Here is a 17,490-nt window from a genome sequence, read left to right on the forward strand (position 1 = left end):
CAAAACAACGAGGATTCAATCGATGAAACCCGCCCTTTCCGCCGCGCTTGGCGCACTGACTCTCGGCGTCGCGCTGGCCGCGCATGCGCAGAACGCGCCGCAATCCCCCGCGCCCGGCGCGGCCGATCCGACCTTCTCTGCCTATGCGCTCGCCCAGCAATGCGCCGCGAAGTCCGACAACGCCGCGCAAGGGCAATGCGTGGGCGCGGTGCGCGGCATCGTGCGCGGCTATCAGTACGGCGTGCTGTTCCTGTCGCAGCGCGCATCGCTGCCGGAAGGCGAAACCCGGCGCGTGTCGCTGTGCCTGACGGACACGAAGGTGTCGTCGATCGTCGACGATTTCCTCGCCGACGCGAAACAGGTCAACGAAGCCGATCTGAAGCGCACGCCTGCGGAAGTCGCCGTGCTCGGCTCGGTGCATGCGCATCACGCGTGCACCTGACCGAACGCGATATCAGAGCATTTCGAGCGAGCGCTTCGACTTCGGCGGCCTGAATTGCCGGTCGATGTCCGCGAGCTCGTCGGCGGACAAGCGCAGATCGAGCGCCGCCCGGTTCTCGCGCACATGCGCGATGTCCGCCGCCTTCGGTATGGCAAACACCTGCGGCTGTTGCAGCACCCACGCGAGCGCGACCTGAAACGCCGACACGCCGCGCGCCGCAGCGATGCTTTCCAGCGCGCCGCCGCGCGGCAGGCGCGCATGATCGACGGGGCTATACGCCATAGCGGGCATGCGTCGCTCGCGCAGCCACGGCAGGAGATCGAAATCCGCGCCGCGCCGCGCGACGTTGTAGAGAATCTGATCGGTGGCGCAGGCGTCGCCGCCATCGAGCGCGAAGAGCTCTTCCATGTCGTCGGTATCGAAGTTCGACACGCCCCAGTGGCGGATCTTGCCGTCGCGCTGCAAGCGCTCGAAACCCGCGACCACGCCTTGCAGATCCTCGCCGCCGCGCCAGTGCAGCAGATACAGGTCGATGCGATCGGTCTTCAGGCGCTTCAGGCTGCGCTCGCACGCGGCCTGCACGCCGCGCTCGCTGCCGTTGTGCGGATACACCTTGCTGACGATGAACAGTTCGTCGCGCCTGTCGCCGAGCGCTTCGGCGATGAGCTTTTCGCTTTCGCCGTCGCCGTACATTTCGGCGGTATCGATGAGCGTCATGCCGAGTTCGACGCCTTCACGCAGCGCGGCGATCTCGCTCTTGCGCGCGTTCGGGCGCTCGCCCATTTCCCAGGTGCCTTGACCGAGCTTTGGAATCGCTTCCCCCGATGGGAGCGTGACGGTCGCCGAATTGGATTGCGTCATAAGAAGCCTCCTTGTGTGTCCGGCGATTATGGCGCAAGCAGCACGCCCAATCGGGAGGCGCGCTCGCCACCAAAGCGCGCGATTATGCCCGCCGCTATTTCAAAACTGTGACGGACGGTGGACAAGAGGTGGAAACAACCCGCCGCAAAAAAGCCGGAAAAATCAGCGAAATTTACGGGTTTATCCCGAAGCGAAAACGCGATTTAAGTGTTGCTTATCGAATGACGCGTGTTCATCTGCCTCTTCTAATTGAAGAACGCGCGAGAACCGCGGCGGTGTTTCAACAATCCTGTCTATATCGCTCTTTCGAGGCGATTAATAAAATCTCGCCACGGCCAATCGTGGCATATCCGATGCAGTTTTTTCCGCCTTTTCGAAGAAAGCATCGTGTTTTAAGAAGATCAAACATTCGTCAATATCGCACGGCGAGTTGACACATTATTTTACAAATACATCTTCTTCGAAATATTATGCGCCGCGCATTGTATCGGGCATGAGAGAGAATCATCCGGCATTATTGCGAAAGTGAGCTATCCGGAAAAAAATTCATCAACCTCAAACTTACTTATTGCAATATTTCTTAGCTATCAATATTATCAACTTCACACGTTGTTCAAAAACCGGACACTCGCATGTGAAACAGAACATCGGTCCGGTATGTGTTGGTACTACTGAGAGGGGCAACAAGATGAACCAGATCCACGCAATGCGCGTTTTTGTGCGGGTGGCGGACACGGAAAGCTTTCGCCGCGCCGCCCAGCAACTCGACGTCTCCAATGCGCTGGTCACCCGGGCAATCGCCATGCTCGAAGCGCACCTGCGCACACGACTGATCAATCGCACCACGCGTAATCTTTCGCTCACCGAAGCCGGCACGCGTTATCTCGAGGGCTGCCGCGCGCTTCTGGAAGAGCTGGACCATCTGGAATCCACCGTCACGCATACCGAGGGCGAGCCAAGCGGCACGTTGCGCGTGGTCGCATCGAGCGCGCTGTCGCTGCTCACGCTGACGCCGCTCGTCGACGGCTTCCGCAAGCTGTTCCCCAGGGTCAACGTGCGCCTGACGCTTGCGGAGCGCCACGTCGATCTTGTCGAGGATGGCTACGACGTGGGCATCGTCACCGCGTTCATGGTGTCGAGCACGGCGTTGATCGAGCGGCCAGTCGGCACCAGCGCGCTCGTTCCCATCGCCACGCCCGCGTTTGTCGCCGAACACGGCATGCCCTCCGCGCCGGGCGACTTGCAAACGTTGCCGTCCGTCGGACTACCCAACGACATTCGCAGCCAGACCTGGCACTTCCGGCATCGGTTGGGCACCGCCGAGCAGGTCACGCTCGCGCCGGTCTATTCGGTCAACAACGGCCTGATGGTACGGCTCGCCACGCTCAAAGGCATGGGCTTCTCGATCCTGCCCGAAGGCATCGTGCGCGCCGATCTGAAAGAAGGCGCGCTCGTGCGCCTGCTGGACGACTACTCGATCGACGACCCCGACATGAAAGTGTCCATCGTCTATCCCGGCCGGCAATATCTGCCCGCGAAGACGCGCTATTTCATCGACTACGCGCTCGATTATTTAAGCAAGGAATTCGCGGCCAGCAGTTCCCGGCCCGACGATGTCGTACGGCAACCCCTGCCGCAGCAGATGATGCCCTTGCAAACGGCGATGCGCGCCTCGGCGACCGCGAACTAAAGTAGGAGCAGCAGAAGCACTATATGCCGGCTGAGCGCAGCCGGCCTCGGGGCCAGCACGGCGAGTAGCCGTCTGGCCCCGTTCATTTTCGCGCACCGCCCGGCGCGTTCAAATTTCCCCGTACTCGGAATTCGATGCATCCGGCGCCGCGCACATTTCGCGCAGAAGCGCCGCCTCGCGCTCGTGCACTTCGACCGGCATGCACAACGCGCCGGCGTAAGCCAGATAGCGCGCGCGATGCTGCCCATTGCGAAACGCGACGACCCCTTGGCGATGAACGCCTAAAAGCCCGAGCAAACCCGACGAGCGGCGCACGCTGATCGTCACGTAAGGCATTTCCGGCACGCGGGGATTATCCGGGTCGAGAAACTCGCGAATACCGCGCACCTTGCCCGCGTGCCAGTCGTCGACGGCTTTGAGCACATAATCGGTGTCGTCGCGATCGGCGCACTCGAGCAGCTTTCGCACGTCGACGAGCACGACCTGATGGCGCGAGCCGAGGTCGGTAAAGACGCGTTTCAGGCGCACGAAGTCATACTGCTGATGCCTCTGGAGCCTGACGATCCAGACCGCTTCTGCGGCGGTCGGCGCAACCATCGTGTCCATGTTCGTCATGAGTAGAAGACTGCGGCGCGCGCGCCCCGTGCGCGCGTGTTTCGCATACCTGCGACTATCGGCAAAAAGGCCGGCGCTCTTGAATCGCCGCCGATAATCTCGCCAACGCCAGCTAAACTTTTACACCCTAGCCGCGATTCGTGAAAGCGCCATGACGGGCACGTCGCGTGCTTTTGTTGCCGGAATCAAACAGAGCGGCATAAACCGGCGATATGCCGGTCCAACGATCAGTGGACACCTCTTCCGATCTCATCGTCGCGCGGCCAGAAGGTCTTTTCTGTGTGCCGGGCAACTTCCATATCGACCCTTGGCGGCCGGTCGAACGCGCCGTCATCACGCATGCGCACGCCGATCACGCGCGCTTTGGCCATGCGCGTTATCTCGCGGCCGAACCGGGCGTCGGCGTGCTGCTGTCGCGATTGCCGGGGATCGACGTGCAGGGCCTCGCCTACGGAGAAGCCATCGTCGTGAACGGTGTGCGCGTGTCGCTGCATCCCGCCGGGCACGTGCTCGGCTCGGCGCAGGTGCGCGTCGAATACAAGGGGAGCGTGTGGGTCGCGTCCGGCGATTACAAGGTCGAGCCCGATCCGACCTGCGCGCCGTTCGAGCCGGTGCGCTGCGATACCTTCATCACGGAATCGACGTTCGGCCTGCCGATCTATCGATGGGACAGCGCGCGCGAAGTCTTCGACGGCATCGATGCATGGTGGCGGCACAACGCCGCGCAAGGACGCGCGTCCGTGCTCTTCAGCTATTCGTTCGGCAAGGCGCAGCGCATTCTCGCGGGCGTCGATGCCGCCATCGGGCCGATCTTTTGCCACGGCGCGGTCGAGCCGCTCAATCGCGCCTACCGCGAAGCGGGCGTCGCGCTGCCGCCCACGCGCCTCGTCGGCGAGATCGCAGCGAAGGACAAGGCCGCGTTCAAGGGCGCGCTGATCGTGGCGCCGCCGTCCGCGCAAGGCAGCACATGGATGCGCCGCTTCGGCGATTACAGCGACGCCTTCGCTTCCGGCTGGATGCGCCTGCGCGGCACGCGACGGCGCAAGGGCGTCGATCGCGGCTTCGTGCTGTCGGATCACGCGGACTGGCCCGGCCTGCAACTCGCGATCGGCGCGTCGGGCGCGGAGCGCGTGATCGTCACGCACGGGCAGATCGAGCCGATGGTGCGCTGGCTCTGCGAACAAGGACTCGACGCGGGCGCGTTCAAGACCGAATACGGCGACGATGCCGTCGAAGCGGACAACATCGCCCAGAACGACGATAGCGCCGGGAGCGCCGCGACATGAAGCGCTTCGCGACGCTCTACACCGCGCTCGACGCGACGACATCGACCAACGAAAAGCTCGAAGCGCTGATCGCGTATTTCGCGGGCGCGGCACCGGAAGACGCCGCGTGGGCGTCGTACTTTCTCGCGGGCGGCAAGCCGCGCCAGTCGGTGCCGACGCGCCTGCTCGCCGAGTTCGCGCGCGAGCGCGCGGGCTTGCCTGAATGGCTCTTCGAAGAGTCGTATCAGGCGGTCGGCGATCTTGCGGAAACCATCGCGCATGTGTTGCCGGCGGCGTCGGGCGAATCGTCGCTCGGACTTGCGCAATGGATCGAGGAACGCGTGCTCACGCTGCGCGGCGCGTCGCCCGTCGAACTGCGCGAGCGGCTCCTGTCGTACTGGGACGAACTCGACTGGAGCGAGCGCTTCCTTTTGACCAAGCTGATCGGCGGCGGCTTTCGCGTGGGCGTCGCGCGGCAGCTCGTCGTGCGCGCGCTGGCCGAGATCGCGGGCGTCGATCACAAACGCATTGCCCAGCGCATGGTCGGCTGGACCGATTCGCGGCAGACGCCGAGCGCCGCGCGCTATTTACGGCTCATCGCGCCCGCGGCCGATGGCGACGATGTCGATACGCCTCACGAAAGCGATATCGGTCTGCCCTATCCGTTCTTCCTCGCGCATCCGTTGCAGACCGATCCGGCGACGCTCGGCGCGACATCCGAGTGGATCGCCGAATGGAAGTGGGACGGCATACGCGCGCAGCTCGTGAAGCGCGCGGGCCGCGTGTGGATCTGGTCGCGCGGCGAAGATCTCGTCACGGAACGCTTTCCGGAACTCGCCAACCTGGGCGCAGCGTTGCCCGACGGCACCGTGATCGATGGCGAGATTCTCGCGTGGGAGCCGGGCGCCGACGCGCCCTTGCCGTTCGCGCGCCTGCAGCCGCGCATCACGCGCAAGTCGCTGACGAAGAAAGTGCTCGCCGATTCGCCCGCCGCGCTGCTCGCCTACGATCTGCTCGAAGCCGATGGGCGCGATCTGCGCACCGAGCCGCTGCATGCGCGGCGCGCCCGGCTGGATACGCTCGCGGCATCGCTCGCCGTGGACGTGCTGCGCGTATCGCCGATGGTCGCTGCATCCGGCTGGGAAGCGCTCGCCGCGTTGCGCGAGGAAAGCCGCGCGCGCGGCGTCGAAGGACTCATGCTCAAGGAACGCGCGTCGATGTACGGCGTCGGGCGCACGAAGGCATCGGGTACGTGGTGGAAGTGGAAGATCGATCCTTATGCGATCGACGCCGTTTTGCTCTACGCGCAGCGCGGCCACGGACGGCGCGCGAGCCTCTACACCGATTTCACCTTCGCCGTCTGGGACGAAGCCGATGGCATGCGCACCCTCGTGCCCTTCGCGAAGGCGTACTCCGGTCTGACCGACGAGGAAATGCGCCAGGTCGATGCCATCGTGCGCAAGACGACGATCGAGAAGTTCGGGCCGGTAAGGAGCGTCACGCCCACGCTCGTCTTCGAGATCGGCTTCGAAGGCATACAGGCGAGCCCGCGGCACAAATCGGGCATCGCGGTGCGCTTTCCGCGCATGCTGCGCTGGCGCACCGACAAGCAGATCGAAGACGCCGATACGCTCGACATGCTCAAGGGCTTTCTCAACGAGGCCACGGCATGAACGACGCGCCCGAGTCCGCCGCGAAGGAACGACGCCGCGCGCCGCGCCCGCGCCGCGTCCCGCGAACGCGCGCCGCCCAGGCGAAGCTCGATTCCGCCGCCGAACTGTTCACGCCCGCGCCCTTCGCCTACGACGCGAACGAAGCCGCGAAGCCGATCGATGCGCGCATCGATCGCTGGTTCGACGAACGCGGCTGGCAGCCGTTCGAGTTCCAGCGCGAGGCGTGGCGTGAGATCGGGCGCGGCGCAAGCGGCCTGCTGCACGCCACGACCGGCGCGGGCAAGACGTGGGCCGTGTGGCTCGGCGCGCTCGCGGCCTACGCCGACAGAGCGCCCAAAGCGAACGCACTGCCCGCGCCGCTGACCGTCCTCTGGATCACGCCGATGCGCGCGCTCGCCGCCGATACCGCCCGCGCGCTGCAAGCCGCGGTCTCGGCGCTCAACGTGCCGTGGACGGTCGGCTTGCGCACCGGCGACACGACATCGACGGAACGCGCACGCCAGAGCCGCCGCATGCCGTCCGCGCTCGTGACGACGCCCGAAAGCCTCACGCTGATGCTGACGCGCGCCAACGCGCAGGAAGAACTCAAGCATCTGCGCATGATCGTCGTCGACGAATGGCACGAACTGCTCGGCAACAAGCGCGGCACGCAGACGCAACTCGCGATCGCCCGCCTTGCGCACTGGCGGCCCGATCTGCAAATCTGGGGCTTGTCCGCGACGCTCGGCAATCTCGCGCTCGCGCACGATGCGCTGCTCTATCCCGTGCGAACGCCGCGGGTGGTCGTTCGCGGCGCGCAGCCGAAGACGCTCGTCGTCGATACGCTGATTCCCGAGACCATCGAGCGCTTTCCGTGGGGTGGGCATCTCGGCGTGCGGCAAGTCGGCCCCGTCGCCGACGAGATCGACCACGCGCAAAGCTCGCTCGTTTTCACCAACACGCGCTCGCAATCGGAGATCTGGTATCGCGCGTTGCTGGAGCTGCGCCCGGAATGGGCCGGCCTGCTCGCGCTGCATCACGGCTCGCTCGACAAGGAGGTACGCGACTGGGTCGAACTGGGCCTCAAGAACGGGCAACTGAAGGCGGTCGTCTGCACGTCGAGTCTCGATCTCGGCGTCGATTTTCTGCCCGTGGATCGCGTGTTCCAGATTGGCTCGCCGAAGGGCGTCGCGCGCCTCATGCAGCGCGCGGGACGCTCGGGCCACGCGCCGGGCCGCGTATCGCGCGTGACGATCGTGCCGACGCACGCGCTCGAACTCGTCGAAGCGGCGGCGGCGCGCTGGGCGATCGAAGAGCGGCGCATCGAAGGCCGCGACATGCCGTTGAAACCGCTCGACGTGCTCGTGCAGCATCTCGTGACGGTCGCGATCGGCGGCGGCTTCACGCCCGCGGACATGATCGACGAAGTGCGCACGGCGTACGCGTATCGCGATCTGACGCAGCGTGAGTTCGACTGGGCGCTGGCGTTCGTCGAGCGCGGCGGTGCGTCGCTCGGGGCGTATCCGGATTTTCATCGCGTCGTGAAAGACGATGACGGCGTGTATCGCGTGCCGCGCGAGGATCTCGTGCGCAGGCATCGCAACAACGTCGGGACGATCGTCGCGAACGCCACCATCAGCGTCGCGTATATGACCGGCGGGAGAATCGGCGCGATGGAGGAATCGTTCATCTCGCGTCTCAAGCCCGGCGATGTCTTCACGTTCGGCGGACGCGCGCTCGAACTCGTGCGGGTGCGCGACATGACCGCTTACGTGAAGCGCGCGACATCATCGCGCGGCGCGATGCCGCAATGGGCGGGCAGCAAGATGCCGCTATCGTCCGAGCTTGCGGACGCCGCGCTCGTGATGCTTGCGCGCGCGAACGACGGCATCTACGACGAGCCGGAAATGCGCGCGATCAAGCCGCTGCTCGACCTGCAGGCCAAGTGGTCCGCGCTGCCGGGGCCGGGCGTGCTCGTCGTGGAGCGGGTGCGCTCGCGCGAAGGGCATCACTTCTTCTGCTATCCGTTCGCGGGACGCATGGCGCATATCGGACTGGGCTCGCTGCTCGGCTGGCGCGCCGCGCGCGATGAGCCCGGCACGTTCTCCATCTCGATGAACGACTACGGCTTCGAATTGCTGTCGGCGCGCCCCTTCGACTGGGAGACGCTCATCGAAGAAGGCCTGTTCTCGCCGGAGAATCTGGAGCATGACATTCTCGCGAGCCTGAATGCATCGGAGCTATCGGCGCGGCGTTTTCGCGAGATCGCGCGCGTGTCGGGGCTGATCTATCAGGGGCATCCGGGACAGCAGAAAAGCGCGCGGCAATTGCAGGCATCGAGCGGGCTCTTCTATGAAGTCTTCCGCAAACACGACAGCAACAACTTGCTGCTAGCGCAGGCCGATCAGGAAGTCATGCTGCAGGAACTTGAACTTGGCCGTATTCGCGCGGCGCTGGAACGCATGAACGAAAGCCGCCTCGCGTTCCACGCCCCGAAGAAGCCGACGCCTTTTGCGTTCCCGCTGATCGTCGCGCGCTTGCGGGAGAAGGTGAGCACGGAGAAGCTATCGGATCGCGTGGAAAGGATGCTGGCGGAACTGGAGAAGGCCGCGAAGGGGTGAGGAACCCCACCAAAAAAAGCCCCTCGGCCGCGAAGCGGGCCGGAGCCATTTCGTGCTGCGCCAAAAGGTGAAGCGGTGCGATGAAACAGACCGTGCGCGATCCAAGCCCGGTTGGTCCTGTGAGGGCACTCTTTAGGCGAGGGCCGATCTCCGAGGAGAATAGTGGCCAACGTGCGTGTGACCGCGGGCGGTGAGAAGCTGCTTTCTTTGGTGACTTTCTTTGCAGCAGCAAAGAAAGTTACCCCTCCGCCGGGGAGGCGGCTACTGAACAAAACGCACGACAAACCGCAGCAGCAGACATGAACCCACCCACTGAATCCTTGAAAATCGACGTGAACGGCCACACGCTGCTGCTGTCAGCAGACCGCGCCGCCTTCGACCCTCAAGAAAAAACCCTCTTCATCGCCGACGCCCACTTCGGCAAGGACGCCGTTTTCCGAGCAAGAGGCATCCCCGTTCCCGTCGGCACAACCCCCGAAAGCCTCACCCGCCTCGATGCACTCGTCGCGTCACATCGACCGGAACAAATCGCCTTCCTCGGCGACCTGCTCCACGCACGCGAATCACACGCGGACGAAACGCTCGACGCCCTCGCCGCCTGGCGCGCGAAGCATCGCGAAATACGGCTCCTGCTCATCGAAGGCAATCACGACAAGCACGCAGGCGCACTCCCCGCCCTCTTCGGCGTCGATGTCGTGAAGGAACCGCATGGGCTCGGACCGTGGGCGCTGTGCCATCATCCCCAAACGGTCGATGGCGCTTACGCGCTCGCCGGTCACGAGCATCCGGTGTACCGCCTCGCGACGCGCACCGATAGCGCGCGCCTGCCGTGCTTTCGCTTCGGCAAGCGCGCGGGCGTGCTGCCGGCGTTCGGCGCATTCACGGGCGGCTTCGAAGTCAACGCCGATGCGCGCGGCGAAGCGGTCTACGTGATCGCCGGCGAACGCGTATTCGCGCTCAGTGATAGATCGTCGTCGTCGATTGCAGCTTCGTGAGCTTGCCGCGCTGATAGCCATACCAGCCGAGATTCGACTGCATCACCACTTCCTCGCCTTGCCAGAACACGCGCTTGACGGTCATGCGCTGGCCCATGCGCTGCACGAGCGGCGGGTTGCGGCGGAAATCGTAGAGCAGCGGGCCAGCGTCGGATTGCACGACCATGCGCGTGACGCTGTCGCCCGTCGCGGACGTTTCGTCGAAATGGACGATGCGTTTGGCGTCGAAGCGATCGAACGCCTGCGTGTCGATGAGCGCCGCCATGCCGGATTCGTCGCGCAGGAAATGCAGCGTACCCGCCTTCGTGGCGATGGGACCGGCCTCGCTGCTCTGAGCATGAATCGACGGGGCCAGCGACATCGCGCAGGCGAACGCGGCGGTGAGGCAAAGTTGTTTCAGGGACATCGTTCTCATGGGTTTTGCTGCGTTTTTCCAACACTTCCCGGCATGTGCGATGCGCAAGGAATGAGCGTCGGCGCGTGTGTTACCGGAAACATCTGACGCTTGGGAGACACGTGCGGGCAACAGTCCTGCGCGGTCGCGTCATCCGCAAGAATATCCGTTCTGCGCGCGGCGGCGCGCAGGCCAGCGGGATTAGGGTTTATACCAGCATCAATATTGACACTTCGGTAGAATTCGAGCCTTCCTTGCGCTCGCGCGTCACTTTCCTCGTCCCCGCCATGCCCCTGCCTCTTTTCGCTCTCGCCATTGCCGCGTTCGGCATCGGCACGACCGAATTCGTCATCATGGGCTTGCTGCCCAACGTCGCGCGCGATCTCGCGGTGTCCATTCCGGCGGCGGGCATGCTCGTGTCCGGCTACGCGCTCGGCGTCACGATCGGCGCGCCGATTCTCGCCGTGGTGACCGCGAAGATGCCGCGCAAGAAGGCGCTGATGAGCCTCATCGGCGTGTTCATCGTCGGCAATCTGCTGTGCGCGCTCGCACCGAACTACTGGGTGCTGATGGGCGCGCGCATCGTCACCGCGTTCTGTCACGGCGCGTTCTTCGGCATCGGCTCGGTGGTCGCGGCGGACCTCGTCGCGCCGAACCGCCGCGCGCAGGCCATCGCGCTGATGTTCACCGGGCTCACGCTCGCCAACGTGCTCGGCGTGCCGCTTGGCACCGCGCTCGGGCAGGCGGCCGGCTGGCGCTCGACCTTCTGGGTCGTCACGCTGATCGGCCTGCTCGCGGCGGGCGCGCTGCACGTGTGCCTGCCGAAGCACATCGAGATGCAGGACACCAGCATCCTGCGCGAATTCGACGTGCTCAAGAATCCGCAAGTGCTGATGGTGCTCGGCATCAGCGTGCTCGCCTCGGCCAGCCTGTTCTCGGTGTTCACGTACATCACGCCCATTCTGGAAGACGTGACCGGCTTCACGCCGCACGCGGTCACGTACGTGCTGCTGCTGTTCGGCCTCGGTCTCACGGTCGGCAGCACGCTCGGCGGCAAGCTCGCGGACTGGAAGCTGCTGCGCTCGCTGCTCTCGTTCCTGCTGGCGATCGTCGTGATCCTGACGATTTTCGCGGGCACGATGCACGAGCCCGTCGCCGCGATGATCACGATCTTCTTCTGGGGCGTGCTCGCGTTCGCGATCGTGCCGCCGCTGCAAATGCTGATCGTGAACCGCGCGAGCGATGCGCCGAATCTCGCATCGACATTGAACCAGGGCGCGTTCAACCTCGGCAATGCCACGGGCGCGTGGCTCGGCGGCTGCGTGATCGGCGCGGGCGCACCGCTCACGTCGCTGCCGTGGGTCGGCATTCTGATGGCGGCGAGCGCGTTCGGCCTCACGCTGCTCTCGGCGACGCTCGATAAGCGCGCGCGCCGTATGTCGATCGGGCAAACTGCCTGATTTCGACGATGTGGTGCGGTGGATGAAGGGCATTCTCTCGCGGGACTTTCTTGCGCTGATCCTGAGCGTGGCGGTGGTCGGGCTGGGGCTCGGCGCGACCTTGCCGCTCACCGCGCTCGCGCTCGCGCAGGCGGGGCACGGGAACGATCTCATCGGCCTGATGACGGCGATGCAGGCGGGCGGCGGCCTCGCCGTGGCGCCGTTCGCGAGCCGCGCCGCGCAGCGCCTCGGCGCGCGTGAGACGATCGTCGGCACGGTGATCGTCGCGGCGCTGTCGACCATCGCGATGCAGTTCACCGCGAATCTATGGCTGTGGGCCGTGCTGCGCTTTCTGTGCGGCGGCGCGCTGATGCTGCTGTTCACCATCGGCGAGGCGTGGGTCACGCAGCTCGCCGACGATTCGACGCGCGGCCGCGTCGTCGCCATCTACGCGACCAACTTCACGCTTTTTCAGATGACGGGTCCCGTGCTCATCACGGCAATCGGCGGATTGCCGTCGATGCGCTTTGCGATCTGCGGCGCGATCTTTCTGCTGGCGCTGCCCGCGCTCGCGACGATACGCGGCGCGCCGCACGCACTGGCAGCCGGTGAAGGCGAGCACGGCGACTGGCGCAGCGTGTTGCCGCGCATGCCCGCGCTCGTGATCGGCACGGGCTTTTTCGCGCTCTTCGACACGCTCGCGCTCTCGCTGATGCCGCTCTTCGCGATGTCGCACGGCATTGGCGAGGAAGCCGGCGTGCTGTTCGCATCGGCGATCCTGCTCGGCGACACGACGATGCAATTCCCGATCGGCTGGCTCGCCGATCGCATCGGGCGCGCGAAGGTGCACGCGGGCGCGGGCGTCGTTACGGCGCTGCTGTTGCCGCTTCTGCCGTGGGCCGTCGCGCATCCGTGGATCTGCTGGCCGCTGCTGTTCGTCATCGGCGCGGCGGCGGGCAGCGTCTACACGCTGTCGATCGTCGCGTGCGGCGAACGCTTTCGCGGGCCGACGCTCGTTTCCGCGACGGCAATCGTCGGCGCGTCGTGGAGCGTCGCGAGCTTCGGCGGGCCGATCGTCGCGGGCACGCTGATGGAGCGCGTCGGCGCCGATGCACTCATCGGCGTGCTGACGGCGGCGGCGTGCGCGTTTCTCGTCGCGGCGTGGTGGGAAAGGCGCGCCGCCGCGTGAGCGTCAAGCGCGTGCCGGCAGTATCTCCCCGACGCACTCGCCGAAGCCGACGCGATACCCTTCGCCCTGGCACCATCCGCGCAGAGTGATTTCATCGCCGTCCTGCAGGAACGCGCGCTCGCCGCCCTCTTCCAGCTTGAGCGGCCGCTGGCCGTTCCAGGTGCTTTCGAGCAGGCTGCCGCACGAATCCGGCGTCGGTCCGCTGATCGTGCCCGAGCCCATCAGATCGCCGACGCGCGTATTGCAGCCGCCGACCGTGTGATGCGCGAGCTGCTGCGCCATCGACCAGTACATCAGCCTGAAATTGGTGCGCGAAATGGTCGTCGCCCGTCGCGCGCCTTCCGGACGCAGCGCGACTTCCAGCTCGATGTCGAACGCGTGATCGCCTGCGTGACGCAGATAGGCGAGCGGCTGCGGATCCTGCGCGGGCGTGGCGGTGCGAAACGGTTCGAGCGCGTCGAGCGTCACGATCCACGGCGAGATGGTCGTCGCGAAACCCTTCGAATTGAACGGCCCGAGCGGCACGTATTCCCATTGCTGGATATCGCGCGCGCTCCAGTCGTTCAGCAGCACCATGCCGAAGATATGCGCCTCGGCATCCTCGCACGCGATCGGCTCGCCAAGCGCATTGCCACGCCCGACGATGAAGCCCGTCTCCAGTTCGATATCCAGCTTGCGGCACGCGCTGAAGACCGGCCGCTCGTCGTTTGGCAGCTTGATCTGGCCGTTCGGACGGCGCACCTTCGTGCCGCTCACGACGACCGACGACGCGCGCCCGTTATAGCCGACGGGCAACTCGGACCAATTCGGCAGCAGCGCGTTCTTCGGATCGCGGAACATCGAGCCGACGTTCGTCGCGTGCTCCTTCGACGAGTAGAAATCCGTGTAACCGGGAATCTCGACCGGCAGATGCATCGTCGCATCCGCGCGCGGCACGAGCGCGCGGCGGCGCAAGTCGGCATCGTCGCGCAGCGCTGCGTTGCCTTCGGCGAGCAAGGCCGACAGCGCGATACGCACGTCGCGCCAGGTGGTCTGACCGAGCGCGATGAAGTCGTTCAGGCGCGGCCTGTCGAACGTGCCTTGCGCATCCACGAGGCCGGCGCGTTCGAGCGCGGCGAGATCGACGATCCAGTCACCGATGGCGACACCCGCGCGCGCCTGCGGGTTCACCGCGTCGCTGAAAATGCCGAACGGCAGATTCTGAATCGGAAAATCGCTCGCGGGGTCGTTCGCGGATTCGATCCAGCTTTTCAAAGTGGGCGCGAGTGTGGCTTTGAGCGCGTCGTTCATCGTTGCTCCGGGTTGAAATGTTTCGCGAGGCCTTGCCAGCACTCGTAGTAATGGGCTTGCAGTTGCGCGGTTTCGAGCGCGAACTGCGTCGGTTTGATGAGCGTGCGCGTCTCGAACATGAAGGCCATCGTGGCGTCGACTTTCGCGGGCTTCGTCGTATCGATGTTCGATGCCTTCTCGAACGTCTCCGCGTCCGGCCCGTGTCCCGACATGCAGTTGTGCAGGCTCGCGCCGCCCGGCACGAAGCCTTCCGCCTTCGCATCGTAGACGCCGTGCACGAGGCCCATGAACTCGCTCGCGACATTGCGATGGAACCACGGCGGGCGGAACGTATCCTCGGCGGCGAGCCAGCGCGGCGGGAAGATCACGAAGTCGATGGTATCGACGCCCGGCGTGTCGCTCGGCGATTGCAGCACGAGAAAGATCGACGGATCGGGATGGTCGTAGCTGATCGAGCCGATGGTGTTGAAGTGGCGCAGGTCGTACTTGTAGGGCGCGTAGTTGCCGTGCCACGCGACGACATCGAGCGGCGAATGGCCGATATCCGCGCGCCAGAGCACGCCGTTCATCTTCGTGACGAGCTCGAACTTGCCCTCGCGGTCTTCATACGCCGCGTTCGGCGTGAGGAAGTCGCGCGGATTCGCGAGCCCGTTCGAGCCGATCGGGCCGAGATCCGGCAGTTGCAGCAGCGCGCCAAAGTTCTCGCAGATATAGCCACGCGCTTCGCCGTCGGGCAGCGCCACCGAAAAGCGCACGCCGCGCGGAATCACGGCGATTTCGTACGGCTCGATATCGAGCTTGCCGAGTTCCGTGAAGATCGCGAGCCGGCCTTGCTGCGGCACGATCAGTAATTCGCCGTCGGCGTTGTAGAAGAAGCGGTCCTGCATCGACCGGTTCGCGGCGTAGAGATGGATCGCGCAACCGGTCATCGATTCGGCGGCGCCGTTGCCTGCCATCGTCACCCAGCCGTCGATGAAATCGGTCGGCGCGGCGGGCATCGGCAGCGGGTCCCAGCGCAGCTGATTCGGCGGCGTCGGCGGCACGTCGGCGAAGTTGGCGACGAGCTTGCCGCGTCCGATCTGCGTGAACGGCTTGTGCACCGCTGCCGGCCGGATGCGATAGAGCCACGAGCGGCGATTGTGCGCGCGCGGCGCGGTGAAGGCCGAGCCCGACAATTGCTCCGCATAGAGCCCGTAGGCCGCGCGCTGCGGCGAGTTGCGGCCGATCGGCAGCGCGCCCGGCAGCGCCTCGGTGGCGAAGTCGTTGGCGAAGCCGGATTGATAGTGCTGATTGGCGTCCGTGTGCGTCTCGAACGTGGGCATGGTCGAAATCCTCGACGAAAAGAACGGCAGATCGGAGCGACGAAGCAGCGTGCGGCCTCTCGTCGCGACATTTTACGCATAGTAAAACCAATTACGATTAGTGAAATTCATCGTAAACCCTTAATCGACGGCCTCGTCCGGGCATATCAATATGTGAATTTGGTGCTGGACGCGGTGTTTCGCGCTGTTACCATCGACCCATTCCAATGAAAATTGCCCGGTACGGCATGCCCTGCGAACCCGATCGCTCCATTCATGATTTCGCCTTCCTTGCCTGAACTCGTCGCCCGCGCCGCGAAGCATCCGTTTCTTGGCGCGCATGTCGTGCTTGGAGAAAACGAGCATGCGGGGCAGGCTGTCGCGCATTACCGCGACTTGTGCATATCGAGCGCGTACGAGCCGATCTTCGATGTCGGCACGCATAGCTTTCCGCAGACCTTGAGCGCGTCGCCGGAGAGCGCCGAGCGTTTCGGCGACGAACTCGGCGTGCAGGCGCTGACGCTCATTCAAGGCGATGCGCCGCGCGATCCGTTCGGGCAACTGGAGGATGATCGCGAGCTGGTCGTGCTCGACCGGTTATCGCGGGCGCTGCATGCGTTCAATTTCTTCGGGCCGCATCTGCCTGGGTTGTTGTTCTTGCGCGTGCATGAGCGGCTTTTGAAGAGCGTGAAGTACGATCACGGGCTGCATTTTTCTTCCGTGCTGATGGAGTTCGGCATGAGTCCGTCGCGTGTGGTGATCGAACTGCCTGCGGCGGCGGTGGCACACAAGACGTTTCTTGGGTATCTCACCAAGAGCTATCAGCATTACGGCTTCAAGGTGGCCGGGAATCTGCCGAATGCCGGGCAGATCATGGCGGTGTCGGATATGGCGCGGCTCGATTTCATCAAGATGGATGCGGGGGCGGCTTTACGGGATTCTGTCGTGAAGCATCTCGTGGGGTATGCGCATCGGTTGAAGATCCCGCTCATTTTCTCTAATGTCTGCGACGAGGCGATGTTTAATGCGCTTCAGCAGTTTGATGTGCATTTTGTGCAGGGGCCGGTGTTTGATGCGCATCCTAGTTTGCAGGTTCGGTAGGGGGTTTTTTGTTTAGCCGGATCCCGTTTTGTTGTTGGTTTATTAGCACTGCCCCTCCCCGGGGCGGGGGTAACTTTCTTTGCTGCTGCAAAGAAAGTCACCAAAGAAAGCAGCTTTCTCACCGCCCGCGGTCACACGCACGTTGGCCATTTTTCTCCTCGGGGAACGGCCCTCGCCTAAAGAGTGCCCCCATAGGCCCAATCGGGCTTGGATCGCGCACGGTCTGACAAGCCATAACTTTAAACGCGCTGGTTCAGCACGAAATAGCTTCGGCACAGCGCTACGCGCTGCCGTGGGGTATGCGAGGGAAACCAACGGAACACGAAGGCGCACGCAAACCCGCTCTTCCCGTCGGCCGCGAAGCGGGCTGGAACTTGAAATGGCTGTACCAACGTATTAAGTGGTGCGATGTGACGGACCGTGCGCGATCCAAGCCCGCTTGGTCCTTCGAGGGCGACACTTAGGCGAGTACCGCCTTGGAGGAGAAGAGTGGCCAAACTGCGTGTGACCGCGGGCGGTGACGAAGCTGCTTTCTTTGGTGACTTTCTTTGCAGCAGCAAAGAAAGTTACCCCCGCCCCGGGGAGGGGCAGTGCTAATAGACCGACACGAATCCGGGATCCGGCAAAAAGCAAAA

The 17,490-nt window shown here is 64.5% G+C and carries 15 protein-coding genes; 10 read left to right on the forward strand and 5 right to left on the reverse strand.

What is annotated here, in order from left to right; all coding sequences use genetic code 11:
- The first annotated feature begins 22 nt into the window (after nt 1-22).
- Entirely contained in the window at nt 23-442 is a 420-nt protein-coding gene (locus tag LY284_RS09845) for a hypothetical protein (RefSeq protein ID WP_014190600.1), read from the forward strand.
- A gap of 12 nt (nt 443-454) precedes the next feature.
- Here LY284_RS09845 and LY284_RS09850 read toward each other — a convergent pair whose 3' ends face one another.
- A complete protein-coding gene (locus LY284_RS09850) occupies nt 455-1,303 on the reverse strand; it encodes an aldo/keto reductase (RefSeq protein ID WP_014190599.1) in 849 nt (282 codons plus the stop codon).
- 11 nt (nt 1,304-1,314) lie between these two features.
- Between LY284_RS09850 and LY284_RS09855 the strand changes: the two genes are divergently transcribed.
- Together LY284_RS09855 and LY284_RS09860 are read left to right on the forward strand one after the other, a co-directional pair.
- A complete protein-coding gene (locus LY284_RS09855) occupies nt 1,315-1,737 on the forward strand; it encodes a hypothetical protein (RefSeq protein ID WP_233385865.1) in 423 nt (140 codons plus the stop codon).
- Between the two features lie 254 nt (nt 1,738-1,991).
- Nucleotides 1,992-2,993 (forward strand): LysR family transcriptional regulator, encoded by a 1,002-nt coding sequence (locus LY284_RS09860; protein WP_014190598.1) that lies wholly within the window; start codon nt 1,992-1,994, stop codon nt 2,991-2,993.
- Nucleotides 2,994-3,101: 108 nt separating this feature from the next.
- Here the strand turns inward: LY284_RS09860 and LY284_RS09865 are convergent, their stop codons facing one another.
- Nucleotides 3,102-3,608 (reverse strand): hypothetical protein, encoded by a 507-nt coding sequence (locus LY284_RS09865; RefSeq protein ID WP_014190597.1) that lies wholly within the window; start codon nt 3,606-3,608, stop codon nt 3,102-3,104.
- Between the two features lie 212 nt (nt 3,609-3,820).
- Here LY284_RS09865 and LY284_RS09870 point away from each other — a divergent pair, with 212 nt between their 5' ends.
- The 4 genes from LY284_RS09870 to pdeM all read left to right on the forward strand — a co-directional run bounded on the left by LY284_RS09870 (nt 3,821) and on the right by pdeM (nt 10,141).
- On the forward strand, nt 3,821-4,894 hold the full coding sequence (locus tag LY284_RS09870; RefSeq protein WP_255724143.1) for a ligase-associated DNA damage response exonuclease: 1,074 nt from the start codon (nt 3,821-3,823) through the stop codon (nt 4,892-4,894).
- Nucleotides 4,891-6,546: an ATP-dependent DNA ligase gene (locus LY284_RS09875; protein WP_014190595.1), complete on the forward strand. Its 1,656-nt coding sequence runs from the start codon at nt 4,891-4,893 to the stop codon at nt 6,544-6,546. Before LY284_RS09870 ends, LY284_RS09875 begins: the two co-directional genes overlap by 4 nt.
- Nucleotides 6,543-9,146, forward strand: coding sequence for a ligase-associated DNA damage response DEXH box helicase (locus LY284_RS09880; RefSeq protein ID WP_014190594.1), 2,604 nt, complete (start codon nt 6,543-6,545; stop codon nt 9,144-9,146). Before LY284_RS09875 ends, LY284_RS09880 begins: the two co-directional genes overlap by 4 nt.
- A gap of 299 nt (nt 9,147-9,445) precedes the next feature.
- Nucleotides 9,446-10,141: a ligase-associated DNA damage response endonuclease PdeM gene (gene pdeM / locus LY284_RS09885; RefSeq protein ID WP_014190593.1), complete on the forward strand. Its 696-nt coding sequence runs from the start codon at nt 9,446-9,448 to the stop codon at nt 10,139-10,141.
- Here the strand turns inward: pdeM and LY284_RS09890 are convergent.
- Nucleotides 10,104-10,547 carry a hypothetical protein gene (locus LY284_RS09890; RefSeq protein ID WP_175582448.1) on the reverse strand — a complete coding sequence of 148 codons (444 nt, stop codon included), beginning with the start codon at nt 10,545-10,547 and terminating at the stop codon, nt 10,104-10,106. The genes pdeM and LY284_RS09890 overlap by 38 nt on opposite strands.
- 275 nt (nt 10,548-10,822) lie before the next feature.
- Between LY284_RS09890 and LY284_RS09895 the strand changes: the two genes are divergently transcribed.
- Both LY284_RS09895 and LY284_RS09900 read left to right on the forward strand, forming a co-directional pair.
- Nucleotides 10,823-11,995, forward strand: a complete 1,173-nt coding sequence (locus LY284_RS09895; RefSeq protein ID WP_014190591.1) for an MFS transporter — start codon at nt 10,823-10,825, stop codon at nt 11,993-11,995.
- 22 nt (nt 11,996-12,017) lie between these two features.
- On the forward strand, nt 12,018-13,163 hold the full coding sequence (locus tag LY284_RS09900; protein WP_045450394.1) for an MFS transporter: 1,146 nt from the start codon (nt 12,018-12,020) through the stop codon (nt 13,161-13,163).
- 3 nt (nt 13,164-13,166) lie between these two features.
- On the opposite strand, the gene fahA is transcribed toward LY284_RS09900, so the two are convergent.
- A complete protein-coding gene (fahA, locus tag LY284_RS09905) occupies nt 13,167-14,453 on the reverse strand; it encodes a fumarylacetoacetase (protein WP_014190589.1) in 1,287 nt (428 codons plus the stop codon).
- Nucleotides 14,450-15,775, reverse strand: a complete 1,326-nt coding sequence (gene hmgA, locus LY284_RS09910) for a homogentisate 1,2-dioxygenase (RefSeq protein WP_045450393.1) — start codon at nt 15,773-15,775, stop codon at nt 14,450-14,452. The genes fahA and hmgA overlap by 4 nt, the downstream gene beginning before the upstream one ends.
- 255 nt (nt 15,776-16,030) lie before the next feature.
- Between hmgA and LY284_RS09915 the strand changes: the two genes are divergently transcribed.
- Entirely contained in the window at nt 16,031-16,855 is an 825-nt protein-coding gene (locus LY284_RS09915) for an EAL domain-containing protein (protein WP_041730162.1), read from the forward strand.
- Nucleotides 16,856-17,490 lie beyond the last annotated feature (635 nt).

Origin of the sequence: Caballeronia sp. PC1, from assembly GCF_021353155.1 — a bacterium.
Taxonomy (GTDB): domain Bacteria; phylum Pseudomonadota; class Gammaproteobacteria; order Burkholderiales; family Burkholderiaceae; genus Caballeronia; species Caballeronia cordobensis.

What these genes read in the sequence shown, in the direction of transcription:
- LY284_RS09845 (WP_014190600.1), top strand. Translation starts at nt 23, where the DNA reads ATGAAACCCGCCCTTTCCGCCGCGCTTGGCGCACTGACTCTCGGCGTC.
- LY284_RS09850 (WP_014190599.1), bottom strand. Translation starts at nt 1,303, where the DNA reads ATGACGCAATCCAATTCGGCGACCGTCACGCTCCCATCGGGGGAAGCG.
- LY284_RS09860 (WP_014190598.1), top strand. Translation starts at nt 1,992, where the DNA reads ATGAACCAGATCCACGCAATGCGCGTTTTTGTGCGGGTGGCGGACACG.
- LY284_RS09865 (WP_014190597.1), bottom strand. Translation starts at nt 3,608, where the DNA reads ATGACGAACATGGACACGATGGTTGCGCCGACCGCCGCAGAAGCGGTC.
- LY284_RS09870 (WP_255724143.1), top strand. Translation starts at nt 3,821, where the DNA reads ATGCCGGTCCAACGATCAGTGGACACCTCTTCCGATCTCATCGTCGCG.
- LY284_RS09875 (WP_014190595.1), top strand. Translation starts at nt 4,891, where the DNA reads ATGAAGCGCTTCGCGACGCTCTACACCGCGCTCGACGCGACGACATCG.
- LY284_RS09880 (WP_014190594.1), top strand. Translation starts at nt 6,543, where the DNA reads ATGAACGACGCGCCCGAGTCCGCCGCGAAGGAACGACGCCGCGCGCCG.
- pdeM (WP_014190593.1), top strand. Translation starts at nt 9,446, where the DNA reads ATGAACCCACCCACTGAATCCTTGAAAATCGACGTGAACGGCCACACG.
- LY284_RS09890 (WP_175582448.1), bottom strand. Translation starts at nt 10,547, where the DNA reads ATGTCCCTGAAACAACTTTGCCTCACCGCCGCGTTCGCCTGCGCGATG.
- LY284_RS09895 (WP_014190591.1), top strand. Translation starts at nt 10,823, where the DNA reads ATGCCCCTGCCTCTTTTCGCTCTCGCCATTGCCGCGTTCGGCATCGGC.
- LY284_RS09900 (WP_045450394.1), top strand. Translation starts at nt 12,018, where the DNA reads ATGAAGGGCATTCTCTCGCGGGACTTTCTTGCGCTGATCCTGAGCGTG.
- fahA (WP_014190589.1), bottom strand. Translation starts at nt 14,453, where the DNA reads ATGAACGACGCGCTCAAAGCCACACTCGCGCCCACTTTGAAAAGCTGG.
- hmgA (WP_045450393.1), bottom strand. Translation starts at nt 15,775, where the DNA reads ATGCCCACGTTCGAGACGCACACGGACGCCAATCAGCACTATCAATCC.
- LY284_RS09915 (WP_041730162.1), top strand. Translation starts at nt 16,031, where the DNA reads ATGATTTCGCCTTCCTTGCCTGAACTCGTCGCCCGCGCCGCGAAGCAT.